Below are 15,221 nucleotides of genomic sequence, written 5' to 3'. Positions count from 1 at the left end.
GGATAGGTAATTCAGCACTTAACAAACTGTTTCAGAAAATTCGGACATCACAGCGAGACAGGAGAAATTTAAGACGGGCTTAACAGCAGCGCCTGGCACCGCGAACGGCGGACAAGCGCTGTACATTAATTAATCAGGCTTCGAGCAACGGCTGCCCCAGATAATGATTTTTGTCCGCCACACCGGGCAAAACAAAAAAGTATCCGCCGCCGATGGGACGAATATATTCTTCCAGCGCTTCGCCGTTGAGTCGTTTCTGCACGGTAATAAAGCCTTTGCTTAAATCGTGCTGATAACAGACGAACAGCAGCCCCATATCCAGCTGCCCTGCCCCGGTAATCCCCGAGGAATAGCTGTAGCCGCGCCGCAGCATCAGGCTGCTGTCGGTTTGCGGCGTGCGCGGATTGGCGAGCCGGATATGCGCATCCAGTGCGATAATCTCGCCGTCCGGATCGCGGGCATAATCCGGCACGTCGTGCTCATGCTGCATCCCCAGCGGTGCGCCGGACAGCTTCTCACGACCAAAAATGGTTTGCTGCTCGCCCAGCGGCGTGCGGTCCCACATTTCAACGTGAAAACGGATGATGCGCACCGCCTGATAGCTGCCGCCGTGCGTCCACGCCGGTTCCTGCTGTTCTGGTGTCACCCACAGCAGCTGGTCCATCAACTGCGCATTGTGGGTATCCGGATTGGCGGTGCCATCTTTGAAACCCAGCAGGTTAATCGGCGTTTCGCGCCCTTTGCTGCGTGCAGCGTGATCGGCGATAAAGCCGTCGCGCCGCCAGCGCACCGCCAGCAGATCCGGCGTGTGCTTAATGATATCGCGCAGCGCGTGAATCACCGTATCCTGAGTATTGGCGCAGATCTGAATCAGCAGGTCGCCATGACACTGTGCGGCGTCGAGCGAATCGTTGGGAAAGCGTGTCATCGTCTGCAGCTGGCTGGGTTTATGCGCGGCCAGCCCGAAGCGCTCGTCGAACAGTGAATCACCCACCGACAGCGTCAGGGTCAGGTTATCGGGCGCAATGTCCGCACCCAGGATGCCGGAGTCGAGCGGCGGCAGCTGCGGATTGGGCACCGCCGGCGCCGGTCCGCCCTGGGTGAGAAAGGCAAAGCGCTGCGTCAGCAGCCGCAGCAGGCGTTCCAGTTCGGCTTTATCACTGGCCAGCACATCAAACGCCACCAGCATCATAGATGCCTGCTGCGGCGTCAGGATGCCGGCCTGATGAGCGCCGTAAAACGGTTGCGCCTGCTGGCGCGCGTCGGGTGCAACCGTGCCGGGTGAGAAACTCTCTGCCGCGCTGGCGGCATGGAACGGACAGCCGCCGCCCAGTGCCGCCGCGCCACCCAGCATGCCCAATCCCTGTAACAGACGACGACGCGACGGTTGCGCCGCGTCATTTTTTTTACTCATGATTAATCAAGACCTAAAGTGCCGCGCAGCAGGGAGAGATCTTCCGCCAGCGTGGTGATGGGCCCTTTCAGCGCATTACGGTCGCTGGTGGTCAGCTTTTCATAGGAGGCAAAACCGTCTTTGGTACGGTATTTGCTGAGAATGCCATCCACCTTCTTAAAGTTCGCGTCCACTTTCGCCAGCAGCTGCGGATTGGCTTTTTGCAGCAGAGGACGCAGCAGATCAACGATTTTCTGTGCGCCGTCGATGTTGGCCTGAAAATCGGACAGATCGGTACGGCTGTAGCGATCTTCCTCACCGGAGATTTTGCTGGACGCCACCTCTTCAATCAGGCCCGCCGCGCCACCAACCACTTTCGCCGGCGGGAAGGCCAGCTCGCTGACGCGGGTTTGCAGATCCTGCACATCCTTATACAGCTGGTCAGCAAATGCGTCCGCGCCTTTGGTGGTGTTGTCGGCGAACAGCAGTTTTTCCAGCCGGTGGAAGCCGGTAAATTTCGGGTCTTCCGCTTTTTTCTCGAAGTCATCTTCACGCGCGTCAATACTGCCGTCGAGGTCAGAGAACAGTTCGGCAATCGGCTCGATGCGCTCATAGTGCACACGCGTCGGCGCATACAGCGCTTTGGCTTTTTCCACGTCACCGGCTTTTACCGCGTCGGTAAAGGCTTTGGTGCCGGCCACCAGCGCGCTCACTTCTGCCATCACATAGACTTTGTAATCGGCAATCGGCCCGACCAGTTGCAGCACATCTGGCTTGCCGCTGCTGGCGGTTTTGCTGTCACCGCTGACCACCAGCTTACCTTTCGGATTGGTGAGCAGACCGCAGGTCATGTCATATTCACCCGCTTCCAGGTTGGCGGTGAGCTTCTGGCTGAAGCCAGGCGCGATGTTTTCGCGCTCTTCCACCACCATCACGCCTTTGAGGATTTCCCACTCCAGCGCTTTCTGGCTGTTGTTTTTGATGATGAACTGGGTTTTACCGGCCTGCACGTTGAGCGACATCGGCTCGCACTGCTTGTCAGTGACCGTCACCGTGACCTGCGGTACGGCAGCGGCAGAAGCGGCACCGGACAGCGCCAGCATGGAGAGCAACAGCGCCTTACGGCGGAAGCGAATCGTCATAGTCATATCCCTGTTACATGAAGGTACAGGCGCACGCGCGCCTGCGAAAAGTTAGCGCACCGACCGTGCGGCGCTGGGTGCCGGACGCGCCGGGAAGAAAAACAGCAGCAGCGCCGGGATCAGATAAATCAGCCATACCGCCACTTCGCTGACGCTCGGCGCTTCCTGATAACCCAGAATGCCTTCCAGCAGCGTGCCAAAGATCGAATGGGTCGAGAGCGTGTTGCTGAAGTCAAACGCGGTCGCCTGGAAGTGGTTCCACAGTCCCGCCTCGTGGAAGGCGCGGATCGCCCCCGCCGCCAGTCCGGCCGCCACCAGCAGGATGAACAGGCTGGTCCAGCGGAAGAAGTGCGCCATGTTAAGACGCACGCCGCCGTAGTAAATCAGCATGCCCAGCACGATGGCGGTCGCCAGACCCAGCACCGCGCCAATCGGTGGCGCATAGCCAACATCCTGGGTAAACGCCGCCAGCAGAAAGAACACCGACTCCAGCCCTTCCCGCGCCACGGCGAGGAACACCATCAGCACCAGCGGCAACCCGCTGCCGCCCGGCTTCTGCAGCGCCTGATCGACGGATTTTTCCAGCGTGGCTTTGATATTGCGCGACACCTTGCGCATCCAGAACACCATCGAGGTGAGGATCACCACGGCAATTACCGCCACGATGCCCTCGAACAGCTCCTGCTGTTTCTGCGGGAACTCACCGGTGGTTTCGTTGATGAAAATACCGAGCGCGAGGCACAACACCGCAGCAATAAACACGCCGGCCCACATCGCGGGGAACCACTGGCTGCGCTGCGTGCGTTTGAGATAGCTGGCAATCAGGCTGACGATGAGTGCTGCCTCGAGACCTTCGCGCAGCATAATGAGAAAGGGAACGAACATCACCAACCTCTTGAATGTTAAGGAGGGTAAGCCTTAGGTAAAAATACGTAAAGTGCGAACGATATCGATTATCATTATCGCGGATGAAAATACAAGTCACCGCGCGAAATTAATTTTGCTTTTGCGGGTCAGGGTACGATGCGGGAAAGTCAGAGCGGAGTGACAGATTAGGCGATAAATCGCGCGCAGAGGACGTGACACTAACAGTGCGGGGAGCACGGTACTCGCGCTCCCCGCTTTATTCAGGCCAACGCCGTTATTTGGTGTTGTATTCCGCTTCGGCAGCAATAAAACGCTGCTGCGCTTCAGCCGACGGTTCGCGACCGGCCAGGCTCACCACGACAATCGCGATGCTGGCGAACAGGAAGCCCGGGATGATTTCATACAGATTGAGCCAGGCGTACTGCTTCCAGATCAGCACCGTGGCGGCACCGATAATCATGCCGGCCAGCGCGCCGTTGCGCGTCATGCGCTTCCAGCACACACCGAACAGCACCACCGGACCGAATGCAGCACCAAAGCCTGCCCAGGCGTAGCTCACCAGGCCGAGCACGCGGTTCTCCGGGTTGGAGGCCAGCGCAATCGACACCAGCGCAATCACCAGCACCATTAAACGGCCAACCCACACCAGCTCTTTCTGGCTGGCATTTTTACGCAGGAAACCTTTATACAGGTCTTCGGTCAGCGCGCTCGAGCACACCAGCAGCTGACAGCTCAGGGTCGACATCACCGCCGCCAGAATGGCTGACAGCAGAATACCGGCGATCCACGGGTTGAACAGAATACGTGCCAGCTCGATAAACACGCGCTCGCCGTTTTCGCTCACGCCCGCCGCCTGATCCGGATGGTTCTGGAAATAGGCGATGCCGAAGAAGCCCACCGCGACGGCACCGGCCAGGCACAGGATCATCCAGGCCATGCCGATGCGGCGTGCGGTACGAATAGAGCGGTGCGAGTCTGCGGCCATGAAGCGCGCCAGAATATGCGGCTGGCCGAAGTAGCCGAGGCCCCAGCCGAGCAGTGAAATCACCGCCACGAAGTTCAGGCCCTTCAGCATATCGAGGTTTTCCAGGCTTTTCGCTTCAATCACGGCCAGCGAATCATCCAGGCCACCGACGGCGATAATCACAATCACCGGCGTCAGAATCAGGGCAAAAATCATCAGGCTGGCCTGTACGGTATCGGTCCAGCTCACCGCCAGGAAGCCACCCACCAGCGTATAAAGAATGGTTGCTGCCGCGCCAGCCCACAGCGCGGTTTCATAACTCATGCCGAAAGTGCTTTCAAACAGGCGCGCACCCGCCACGACGCCCGAGGCGCAGTAAATGGTGAAGAAGATCAGGATTACCAGTGCCGAGATGACGCGCAGAATTTTGCTGTGGTCTTCGAAGCGGCTGGTGAAAAAGTCTGGCAGGGTTAAGGCGTTATTGTGATGCTCGGTCTGCACGCGCAGGCGACCCGCAACAATTTTCCAGTTCAGCCACGCGCCAATCGTCAGGCCGATGGCAATCCAGCTCTCAGAGATCCCGGAGAGAAAAATCGCGCCCGGCAGTCCCATCAGCAGCCAGCCGCTCATGTCTGAGGCCCCGGCCGACAGCGCGGTCACCACGCTGCCCAGGCTGCGACCGCCCAGAATATAGTCGTCAAAGTTTTTGGTTGAGCGGTACGCGATAAAACCAATCAACACCATCCCGAGGATGTAAATGATAAATGTCACCAGCATCGGTGTACTTACTGTCATCTGTCTCTCCACTTATTATTTGATCTCTTAAGAGAAATCTTTTTTCCTGCGTTACCGGAACGGGATAACGTCAGAGCTTTACCGCATCCAGAGAAAGCGATTTCTCATAAGGCGCGGTATCCTGCCGCAAAGGTGCGACGCGCACAATGCATTTAACACAGCTGTTACCTGGGTTTCACCTGACTTTGCATTTTTCATGCTCACAGGTTGCGCCTGTTCACATTTTAAGTTGCACCTGATGTCAGCCAGGATGCGTTTTGTTGCGGTGGGTTGCAACTCTGGCGAGATTCTTGCAGCAAGTTCTGTGCCGCTTTTGCTGCGTTAACAAAAAAGCCGGTTAAAAACGTGCAACCGAGGTCACATTTAACACGGTTGCACAAAGTTGCAACATGAGTGATAGTGCAGCCCACGCTGAAGTTGATTCACACTTTGAGGACGAGGAAATCATGGGAACCACCACCATGGGGGTGAAGCTGGATGAAGCCACCCGCGATCGCATTAAACTGGCGGCGCAAAAGATTGACCGCACGCCGCACTGGCTGATCAAGCAGGCAATTTTTAACTATCTCGGCCAGCTGGAAGCGGGAGAAACGCTGGCGGAGATCCCGCTGCAGCTGAATGATGCCGCAGACGATGAGCGTGTGCCGGAAGAGAGCTTCCAGCCTTTCCTCGACTTCGCCGAACACATTTTGCCGCAGTCGGTCAGCCGCTCGGCCATCACCGCCGCGTGGCGTCGTCCGGAGACCGATGCGGTGCCGATGCTGCTGGAGCAGGCGCGTCTCCCTGCCCCGCTGGCAGAGAAAACCCACCAGCTGGCTTACAGCCTGGCGGACAAGCTACGGCACCAAAAAGGGGCAACCGGACGCGCCGGCATGGTGCAAAGTCTGCTGCAGGAGTTCTCGCTCTCGTCTCAGGAAGGCGTAGCGCTGATGTGTCTGGCGGAAGCGCTGCTGCGTATTCCTGACAAGCCCACCCGCGATGCGCTGATCCGCGATAAAATCAGCAACGGCAACTGGCAGTCCCATCTGGGCCGCAGCCCGTCGATGTTCGTCAACGCCGCCACCTGGGGCCTGCTGTTTACCGGGCGTCTGGTCTCCACGCACAATGAAGCCAACCTGTCTAAATCGCTCAACCGCATCATCGGCAAGAGCGGCGAACCGCTGATCCGCAAAGGCGTGGATATGGCGATGCGCCTGATGGGCGAACAGTTCGTCACCGGCGAAACCATCGCCGAGGCGCTGGCCAACGCGCGCAAGCTGGAAGAGAAAGGCTTCCGCTACTCGTATGACATGCTGGGCGAAGCGGCACTCACCGCCAGCGATGCCAAAGCCTATCTGATCTCCTATCAGCAGGCGATCCACGCTATTGGTAAAGCCTCCAACGGGCGCGGCATTTATGAAGGTCCGGGCATTTCCATCAAGCTGTCGGCGCTGCATCCGCGCTACAGCCGCGCGCAGTATGAGCGGGTGATGGAAGAGCTTTATCCGATCCTGAAATCGCTGACGCTGCTGGCGCGCTCGTATGACATCGGCATCAACATCGATGCCGAAGAAGCCGATCGCCTGGAGCTGTCGCTCGATCTGCTGGAAAAACTCTGTTTTGAGCCGGAGCTGGAAGGCTGGAACGGCATCGGTTTCGTGATTCAGGCTTATCAGAAGCGCTGTCCGTTTGTGATTGATGCGCTGGTGGATCTGGCGCAGCGCAGCCGCCGTCGTCTGATGATCCGTCTGGTGAAAGGCGCTTACTGGGATAGCGAAATCAAGCGCGCGCAGATGGAAGGCCTTGAAGGCTATCCGGTTTACACCCGCAAGGTGTACACCGACATCTCCTACCTCGCCTGCGCGCGTAAACTGCTGGCGGTGCCTAACCTGATTTATCCGCAGTTTGCTACCCACAACGCCCACACGCTGGCGGCGATCTATCAGCTGGCGGGCAACAACTACTATCCTGGCCAGTACGAGTTCCAGTGCCTGCACGGCATGGGCGAACCGCTGTACGAGCAGGTAGTGGGCAAAGTGGCCGATGGCAAGCTGAACCGGCCGTGCCGGATTTATGCGCCGGTCGGTACCCACGAAACGCTGCTGGCCTACCTGGTGCGTCGCCTGCTGGAAAACGGCGCCAATACCTCGTTCGTCAACCGCATCGCTGACAACACGCTGCCGATTGACGAGCTGGTGGCCGATCCGGTGGCTGCAGTGGAAAAAATGGGTGTCGCAGAAGGCGCCATTGGCCTGCCGCATCCGAAGATCCCGCTGCCGCGCGATCTGTATGGCGACAAGCGTGTTAACTCTGCCGGTCTGGATCTGGCCAACGAACACCGCCTGGCGTCGCTCTCCAGCGCCCTGCTCTCCAGCGCCAGCCAGCCGTGGCAGGCTCAGCCGATCATTGATGGCGAGCTGGGCACCGGCAGCAGCCGCGCGGTGATCAACCCGGCTACGCCGGCGGATATCGTCGGCAGTGTGCGGGAAGCCACCCCTGAAGAGGTCTCCTGTGCGCTGGATGCCGCGGTGAATGCCGGACCGATCTGGTTCGCCACGCCGCCGCAGGAGCGCGCCGCGATCCTCGAACGTGCCGCTCAGGCGATGGAAGACCAGATGCAGCAGCTGATTGGTTTGCTGGTGCGTGAGGCGGGTAAAACCTACAACAACGCCATTGCCGAAGTGCGCGAAGCGGTAGACTTCCTCTACTACTACGCCGGCATGGTGCGTGACGATTTCGATAACGAAACCCATCGCCCGCTCGGTCCGGTAGTGTGCATCAGCCCGTGGAACTTCCCGCTGGCGATCTTCACCGGCCAGATTGCCGCCGCCCTGGCGGCTGGCAACAGCGTGCTGGCGAAACCCGCCGAGCAGACGCCGCTGATTGCCGCGCAGGCAGTGCAGATCATGCTGGATGCCGGCGTACCGGCCGGCGTGCTGCAACTGCTGCCCGGTCAGGGCGAAACGGTGGGTGCTCAGCTGACCGGCGACGAGCGGGTGCGCGGCGTGATGTTCACCGGCTCAACGGCGGTCGCCACCCTGCTGCAGCGCAACCTCGCTGGCCGCCTCGATCCGCAGGGTCGTCCGACGCCGCTGATCGCCGAAACCGGCGGCATGAACGCCATGATCGTCGACTCTTCGGCGCTGACCGAACAGGTGGTGGTGGATATCGTGGCGTCCGCGTTTGACAGCGCCGGTCAGCGCTGCTCGGCGCTGCGTCTGCTGTGCATCCAGGACGATGTGGCTGACCACACGCTGAAGATGCTGCGTGGTGCCATGGCCGAATGCCGCATGGGCAATCCGGAGCGTCTGTCGACCGACGTCGGTCCGGTGATCGACGCTGAAGCCAAAGCCAACATCGAGCGCCATATCCAGGCGATGCGCAATAAAGGCTTTACTGTGTATCAGGCGGTGCAGGAGCATCCGCAGGACAGCAAAGAGTGGCACAGCGGCACCTTTATCAAACCGACGCTGATTGAGCTCGACCAGGTCAGCGATCTGGATAAAGAGGTGTTCGGTCCGGTGCTGCACGTGGTGCGCTTTGCGCGCAACAACCTGCCGCAGCTGATTGAGCAGATCAACGCCTCGGGCTATGGCCTGACGCTCGGCGTGCATACCCGAATCGATGAAACCATTGCGCAGGTGACGGCCGGGGCGAAAGTCGGCAACCTGTACGTTAACCGTAACATGGTCGGCGCGGTGGTCGGCGTACAGCCGTTCGGCGGCGAAGGCCTGTCGGGCACCGGTCCGAAAGCCGGCGGTCCGCTCTATCTTTACCGCCTGCTGGCTCATCGTCCGGACGGTGCTCTGCGCATCACCTTTGATCGTCAGGATGCCGAACGGCCAGTGGACAGCAGCGTGCGCACTACGCTGCTGAGCGCGCATCAGGCATTGCAGAGCTGGGCACAGGATAAGCCGGAACTGCTGGCGCTATGTCAGCGTTACGATGCGCTGAGCCAGGCCGGAACCGTGCGACTGCTGCCAGGCCCGACCGGTGAGCGCAACACCTTTACGCTGCTGCCGCGCGATCGGGTGCTGTGTATCGCAGATAACCAGCAGGATGCGCTGATTCAGCTGGCGGCGGTCACCAGCGTCGGTAGCCAGGCACTGTGGCAGGATGACGAGCTGCACCGGACGCTGCGCCAGTCGCTGCCGGCTGCGGTGCAGGCGCGCATCACGCTGGCGAAAGATGTGCTGGCGGCGGAGTCTGATGCGGTGATCTATCACGGCGATGCCGATCAGCTGCGCAGCCTGTGCGAACAGATTGCCGCCCGCGAAGGCGCGATTGTGTCAGTGCAGGGCTTTGCCCGCGGCGAGACCAATCTGCTGCTGGAACGTCTGCTGATTGAGCGCTCGCTGAGCGTCAATACCGCGGCCGCCGGCGGCAACGCCAGCCTGATGACCATTGGTTAAATAAAGCAGGATCGCCATGGATGGCGTAATGGAGATCGGTGAAGGACACCGTAAGTTGCAATAAGGCCGTAGCGGCGCAATTCATTGTGCGATGAATCGCGCCGCTACGAAACGTTCCGTCGTTTTTGTACCACTTTAAACCTTACCTGCGAGCATCACGCCACCGACTTACTGCGTTTCAAACCAATCAGCGTCGGGAACACAAACAGCGACTGCCCCAGCCCACGGTTGGTCAGCGACCACACCGCCACCGAACACAGCGAACAGATGCCGACAATTGCCAGCGGATAGAAGCACGCCCACAGCAGTGCAAACCACGCCTGCTCAAACAGATGATGGCGCTGCGCAAACAGAATCGCCGACATGCCGAAGAACTCAATAAAAATGCGGTGGATAACGTAGATCTGCAGCGTGTTGCGGCCAATCCAGTTGAAGTAACGCATGCTGAAGTGCGCGTTGAGCCAGCGGCACGCCGCCACGCTCACCAGCACCGCGATGATGCACATGAACAGGCTCTTATCGAGGCCAAAAATCACGTGCAGACCGGACAGCGCCGCCAGCGCGGCCCACGGCAGAAGGTTCTCGCGGCGCAGCTGACTCAGGCGCAACATCAGCGGGCTCCAGAACGCGCCCAGCAGGAAGAACAGGAAATACTGCGCCACGCTCTGCGGTCCCCAGTAGGGAATGATCTTCTCCACCGCCAGATAATTCAGCACCACCGCCGCCACCAGCAGCGCCACTTTGTGCTGACGGAAGATTTTGGCGCACAGGAAGTAGATCGCCAGACCGTACAGGTACCACGAGGTGCTCATCGCCAGGAAGGTCAGCTTAAGGAACTCCAGCAGCGAACCGGCGTAAGCCGCGTTGAGGTTCTGCGAGATACGCTGGCCGGTGATTTCAGTCGAAATGCCGACAATCGACCACCACTGAATAAAGCCCCACAGCACATAGAGATAGAACAGATTGGTAATGCGGCTGGTAAACACCTGTTTCCACGGCCGGTTGAGAATGCCGTTGGTGGCAAGCAGGCCGGAGACGAAGAAAAAGGCGGGCATACGCAACGGTGATAACACCGTATTAAACTGCACCCATATTTCCGCCGGAATCCAGCCGGCGCTGAGATATTTAACCGTGCCTTCAAAGCCGGGTAATACGGTGTGGTACAGCACCACCAGCAATATGCACACCCCTTTCAGGGTATTCACCCATGCAATATCTTCTTTCCTGGCGTTATTCATATTTTTGACTCCTGCTGCGGTGTAGGTCTTAAAGGAGAAGAATGAAGAAACAGGCAGTGAAGCCTTTATGGTTATTCAACGATTATTCAACAAGCAGCAGGGGCTGACTCTAGCGAAACTCCTAAAACTTTTACGCTGGTCCTGATATAACAATACTTTACAGTACCAGAGATAAATTGACCGCCCGGCGGGTTAGCCGTGAATAGCTGTTATTTAAGCATTCATGGCATAATTTGACGGTGCGCCGCGCACGTATTGCCGCACGGAAATTAAGAACATTCCGCAGCGGAGTAAACCAGCATTAATTATATCGACGGGAAATAAATTTATTAATGCGTCAAAAAGGTAAGCGCGGTATTTAATATTTTGCTAGCGGGAAAATAATTCGGGCCAGCGAACCGGCCCGGAGAGATTATTGATTGAGAAACTTGTCGAGAAATTGCCGGGTGCGTGCCTGCTGCGGATTGCTGAACAGCGCTTTAGCCGGGCCCTGCTCCACAATACGCCCCTGATCCATAAAGATGGCGCGATCGGCGACGTCACGCGCGAAGCTCATCTCATGCGTAACGATCACCATAGTGCGTTTCTCCTGCGCCAGCGCGCGGATGGTGCTGAGCACCTCGCCCACCAGTTCAGGATCCAGCGCCGAGGTTGGCTCATCGAACAGAATCACCTGCGGACGCATCGCCAGCGCCCGGGCAATTGCGACGCGCTGCTGCTGACCGCCGGAAAGCCGGCGCGGGAAACTCTCTTCCTTACCGTGCAGACCGACCTTCTCCAGCAGCGTGCGTGCGCGCGCAATGGCTTCCGCCTTCGCTTCGCCTTTGACGATCACCGGCCCTTCAATGATGTTCTCCAGCACCGAACGGTGCGGGAACAGATTGAAGTTCTGGAACACAAAGCCGACCTGCTGGCGCAGTTGCCGCACTTTATCCTTCTGCTTATGCAGGCCGAGGCTTGCGTCGATGCTGATGTCACCGACTTTGACCTGGCCGCTTTCCGGCACTTCCAGCAGATTAATACTGCGCAGCAGCGTGGTTTTGCCCGAACCGCTCGGACCGATGATCGCCACCACTTCGCCGGGCGCGACATCGAGGTCGATACCGTGCAGCACCGTCTGGCCGTGAAACTGTTTCACCAGCTGACGGACTTCAATTGCACTCATCTTGCCTCCCGATCCTGACGATTGACGTGCGCTTCCAGCCGGTTTTGCAGCGCCGACAGCACCGTAGCCATCACCCAGTAAATCAGCGAAGCCGCCAGATACATGGTGAACACTTCCAGCGTGCGCGAGGTGATCAGCTGCGCCTGCCGGAACAGCTCCGGCACCTGAATGGTGGCCGCCAGCGAGGTATCTTTCACCAGGCTGATAAAGCTGTTACCGAGCGGCGGCAGCGCGGTGCGCGCCGCCTGCGGCAGAATAACGCGACGCAGCGTCTGCCACGGCGTCATGCCGATGCTGGCGGCCGCTTCCCACTGACCGCGCTCAATAGCCGCAATCGCGCCACGCAGCGATTCCGAGGCATAGGCCGCGGTGTTGAGCGACAAACCAATCATCGCCGACGGAATCGGGTCGAGCTCAATGCCAAACTGCGGCAGACCGTAGTAGATCATAAACAGCTGGGCGATCAGCGGCGTGCCGCGAAAGATCGACACATAGAAACGCGCCAGCCAGTTGACCGGCCAGAAGCGTGACAGGCGCATCAGTGCCAGCACGAAGCCGAGTATCAGGCCGAAGAACATCCCGCCGATACTCAGCTGCAGCGTGAACAGCGCGCCTTTCAGCAGAAAAGGTGCTGAATCCAGCACCAGCTGTAAACTTTCCTGCATTATTTCGTGACGTCCGCGCCGAACCACTTCTCAGACAGCTTGCTCAGCGAGCCATCTTTCTGCATGTCGGCAATCGCACCATCAATCGCTTTCAGCAGCGATTCATTGCCTTTGCGCAGCGCCACGCCCGCTTCCAGACGGGAGAACGCCGGGCCAGCCACCGCCATGGTATTGCCGGTTTTTTTCACCAGATCCAGCGCGGCTAAGCGGTCGACCAGAATGGCATCAACGCGGCCTGAACGCAGATCCTGATATTTGGTTGGGTCATCATCATAGGTACGGATATCCACGCCTTTGACGTTGTCGCGCAGCCACTGCTCATAGTTAGAACCGAGACCCACGCCGACTTTCTTGCCGGACAGATCTTCCGGTTTGGTGATGGAGCCCGCGTTCTTCTTCAGCGTCAGCGCCTGCACGCCGGAGATGGTGTACGGCGTGGAGAAGTCATACTTCTTCTTGCGCTCGTCGGAGATGGTCACCTGGTTGATCACCACGTCGATACGTTTGGAATCCAGCGAGGCCAGCATACCGTCCCATTTGGTCGGTTTGAGATCCGCTTTCACGCCGAGGTGTTTTGCCAGCTCCTGGGCAAACTCGACTTCAAAACCGGTCAGCTTGCCGTTTTCATCCTGGAAGCTGAACGGCGGATAGGTGCCTTCCAGCCCGACGCGCAGCTCACCTTTGCTCTTGACCTGCGCCAGCAAATCTTCTGCCGCAAAGCTTTTTACGTTCACGCCCGCCACCAGTGCGACCGCCATCATTCCCATCACCAGCTGGCGACGAATCGGAGAGAAAGCCATGTTTACCCCATTATTGTGATGTGTTGTGTGCTTATGGTTAATTAACGCTCATTTTGGGCGCGGCGCTTTATCTCGCAATAAAGGGTGCCGCTCCGGCATGTGCTCTTTGTAATAACCGCTGGATTATAAACCTTTTTTTGCTGCTGTCTCATACCGAAGGATGATAAGCAAATAACGCCGGTGCGCCGCCGGTATGCACAAACAGCAGCGGCCCTTCCCGGCGGAAACGGTTCTGGCTGATGCCATCGATCAGACCCGCCATCGCTTTGCCGGTGTAGACCGGGTCGAGCATAATGCCCTCCAGCCGCGCCAGCAGGCGCACCGCTTCCATGCCTTCGTCATTGGGTTCGCCGTAGCGCGGCGCAAAATAGTCATCCCACAGGGTTAGCGGCGCACGCGCTTCCAGCTCCAGCTGCTGTGCCAGCGCGCTGCGAATGCGCTCCACCACCGGCAGCTGCGCCTCAACCTTGCGCGACACCGTAACGCCCACCAGCTCGCTATTCGGCAGCAGCTGTTCCAGACCGATCGCCAGCCCGGCATGCGTCCCGGCACTGCCCGACGCCACCACCACCGCAGCGAAATCCACCACGCCTTCGCTTTGATGGGCAATCTCCTGCGCGCATTCGACGTAGCCGAGCGCGCCAAGCGCATTCGAGCCGCCCACCGGCACAATGTAAGGCCGGAAGCCCTGCGCTTCCAGCCGTTCTGCCTGCTCTGCCAGCTGCTGCGGCGGATTGTGCAGCGCATCAACCATCACGACCTCGACATCCATCAGGTCCAGCAGCAGGCGGTTGCCGTTGCTCAGGTAGTTGGCGGCGTCGGTGCCAATCGGGTTCTCCAGCAGCGCCACGCACTTCAGGCCCAGACGCGCCGCCACGGCTGCCGTCTGGCGCACGTGGTTGGACTGGATCGCGCCGGCGGTCAGCAGCACATCGGCGCCTTCACGCAGCGCATCGGCAGCGAGAAACTCCAGTTTACGCAGCTTGTTACCGCCCAGCGCCACCGGCGTGACGTCATCACGTTTAATAAAGATATCGCGTCCGAGGTAATCAGACAGGCGTGGCAAATGCTCTAACGGCGTCGGTGCGCCAAGCAGTTCAAGACGGGGAAACTGGTGCAGAAGATGTAAGGACAATGCAGCCTCCATTCGGGCAATGTGCAGTTATCCCTACAGTGTTGCAGAAGATGAGAAAAGTCGCATCCGGAATTGATCGCGACGCGCCCCGGTTGCTGGCATGCTCACCAGTAACCGGGGCTGAATCACCCTTAGCCGCGCTGCCAGCCTAAGAACTGGTCATATTTGCGCAGTGCAATACGGTAGTTATTGTTGCCCGCATCGGGCAGATCGTTTTGCAGACACTCATGCCAGCTGTTGCCCCGTAACCTTTCTGCCGGGAAATTTTTCGCTTTCAGCATGTCATCAAGACGACGCAGACGCACCACATATTCACGAATGGTACTGTGACTCATCTCGGTCTGCTCAAACAGATATTGTTTGAACGCCATGATATCGAAGTAATTCGGATGGGTATTACAAAAAATATCGCTGCAGAAACGGCACAGCGCCGTCAGTTCCGGCTGGAGTTTCATCCATACCTGATCGTCAATCATCTGGTCCATGCGTGCGATGGCCTCTTTATTGATGATCTGGCCGCGGAACACTAACGCCATACGGTCTAAAACTTTGCCACAGTGTGAACAGTTGCTTTGGCTGTGTTTGTAGTCTTTAAGGTAGCGACTTAACGGTCTGGCTTTAACTTTGGCTCCCATTGCTGAGTCCCCGGTTTTTTTATTTTTGGTT

Annotated in this window: 11 protein-coding genes; 1 reads left to right on the top strand and 10 read right to left on the bottom strand. The window is 58.5% G+C overall.

The features are described from left to right. Positions 1–133 precede the first annotated feature (133 nt). The 4 genes from efeB to putP all read right to left on the bottom strand — a co-directional run bounded on the left by efeB (position 134) and on the right by putP (position 5,161). Positions 134–1,414 (bottom strand): iron uptake transporter deferrochelatase/peroxidase subunit, encoded by a 1,281-nt coding sequence (gene efeB, locus AC6I7J_RS08165; RefSeq protein ID WP_136547027.1) that lies wholly within the window; start codon positions 1,412–1,414, stop codon positions 134–136. 2 nt (positions 1,415–1,416) lie between these two features. Beyond that, a complete protein-coding gene (efeO, locus tag AC6I7J_RS08160) occupies positions 1,417–2,535 on the bottom strand; it encodes an iron uptake system protein EfeO (protein ID WP_104093194.1) in 1,119 nt (372 codons plus the stop codon). A gap of 51 nt (positions 2,536–2,586) precedes the next feature. After that, complete coding sequence (efeU, locus tag AC6I7J_RS08155; RefSeq protein WP_058757424.1) at positions 2,587–3,420, bottom strand: iron uptake transporter permease EfeU; 834 nt, start codon at positions 3,418–3,420, stop codon at positions 2,587–2,589. Between the two features lie 256 nt (positions 3,421–3,676). Next, on the bottom strand, positions 3,677–5,161 hold the full coding sequence (gene putP / locus AC6I7J_RS08150) for a sodium/proline symporter PutP (RefSeq protein ID WP_058780697.1): 1,485 nt from the start codon (positions 5,159–5,161) through the stop codon (positions 3,677–3,679). A gap of 446 nt (positions 5,162–5,607) precedes the next feature. Here putP and putA point away from each other — a divergent pair, with 446 nt between their 5' ends. After that, complete coding sequence (gene putA / locus AC6I7J_RS08145; protein ID WP_498007217.1) at positions 5,608–9,552, top strand: trifunctional transcriptional regulator/proline dehydrogenase/L-glutamate gamma-semialdehyde dehydrogenase; 3,945 nt, start codon at positions 5,608–5,610, stop codon at positions 9,550–9,552. A gap of 155 nt (positions 9,553–9,707) precedes the next feature. Here putA and AC6I7J_RS08140 read toward each other — a convergent pair whose 3' ends face one another. The 6 genes from AC6I7J_RS08140 to fliZ form a co-directional block, all read right to left on the bottom strand. Continuing rightward, positions 9,708–10,790, bottom strand: a complete 1,083-nt coding sequence (locus tag AC6I7J_RS08140; RefSeq protein ID WP_058774543.1) for an acyltransferase family protein — start codon at positions 10,788–10,790, stop codon at positions 9,708–9,710. 412 nt (positions 10,791–11,202) lie between these two features. After that, entirely contained in the window at positions 11,203–11,955 is a 753-nt protein-coding gene (gene tcyN, locus AC6I7J_RS08135) for an L-cystine ABC transporter ATP-binding protein TcyN (protein WP_021509905.1), read from the bottom strand. Further along, positions 11,952–12,620, bottom strand: coding sequence for a cystine ABC transporter permease (gene tcyL, locus AC6I7J_RS08130; protein WP_058757420.1), 669 nt, complete (start codon positions 12,618–12,620; stop codon positions 11,952–11,954). The genes tcyN and tcyL overlap by 4 nt, the downstream gene beginning before the upstream one ends. Beyond that, entirely contained in the window at positions 12,620–13,420 is an 801-nt protein-coding gene (gene tcyJ, locus AC6I7J_RS08125) for a cystine ABC transporter substrate-binding protein (protein WP_021509903.1), read from the bottom strand. The genes tcyL and tcyJ overlap by 1 nt, the downstream gene beginning before the upstream one ends. A 148-nt stretch (positions 13,421–13,568) precedes the next feature. Next, complete coding sequence (locus tag AC6I7J_RS08120) at positions 13,569–14,555, bottom strand: D-cysteine desulfhydrase (protein ID WP_222951916.1); 987 nt, start codon at positions 14,553–14,555, stop codon at positions 13,569–13,571. Positions 14,556–14,686: 131 nt separating this feature from the next. Next, positions 14,687–15,190 (bottom strand): flagella biosynthesis regulatory protein FliZ, encoded by a 504-nt coding sequence (gene fliZ, locus AC6I7J_RS08115; protein WP_031280184.1) that lies wholly within the window; start codon positions 15,188–15,190, stop codon positions 14,687–14,689. Between the last annotated feature and the right edge of the window lie 31 nt (positions 15,191–15,221).

Source organism: Type-C symbiont of Plautia stali, assembly GCF_059730935.1.
Note: the sequence above shows the minus strand (reverse complement) of the source record. Positions and strands in the feature narration are given on the sequence as shown.

Excerpts from the sequence above, each read along its gene's own strand:
- efeO (WP_104093194.1), bottom strand. The coding sequence starts at position 2,535 with ATGACGATTCGCTTCCGCCGTAAGGCGCTGTTGCTCTCCATGCTGGCG.
- fliZ (WP_031280184.1), bottom strand. The coding sequence starts at position 15,190 with ATGGGAGCCAAAGTTAAAGCCAGACCGTTAAGTCGCTACCTTAAAGAC.
- putA (WP_498007217.1), top strand. The coding sequence starts at position 5,608 with ATGGGAACCACCACCATGGGGGTGAAGCTGGATGAAGCCACCCGCGAT.
- putP (WP_058780697.1), bottom strand. The coding sequence starts at position 5,161 with ATGACAGTAAGTACACCGATGCTGGTGACATTTATCATTTACATCCTC.
- efeU (WP_058757424.1), bottom strand. The coding sequence starts at position 3,420 with ATGTTCGTTCCCTTTCTCATTATGCTGCGCGAAGGTCTCGAGGCAGCA.
- tcyL (WP_058757420.1), bottom strand. The coding sequence starts at position 12,620 with ATGCAGGAAAGTTTACAGCTGGTGCTGGATTCAGCACCTTTTCTGCTG.
- tcyN (WP_021509905.1), bottom strand. The coding sequence starts at position 11,955 with ATGAGTGCAATTGAAGTCCGTCAGCTGGTGAAACAGTTTCACGGCCAG.
- tcyJ (WP_021509903.1), bottom strand. The coding sequence starts at position 13,420 with ATGGCTTTCTCTCCGATTCGTCGCCAGCTGGTGATGGGAATGATGGCG.
- AC6I7J_RS08140 (WP_058774543.1), bottom strand. The coding sequence starts at position 10,790 with ATGAATAACGCCAGGAAAGAAGATATTGCATGGGTGAATACCCTGAAA.
- efeB (WP_136547027.1), bottom strand. The coding sequence starts at position 1,414 with ATGAGTAAAAAAAATGACGCGGCGCAACCGTCGCGTCGTCGTCTGTTA.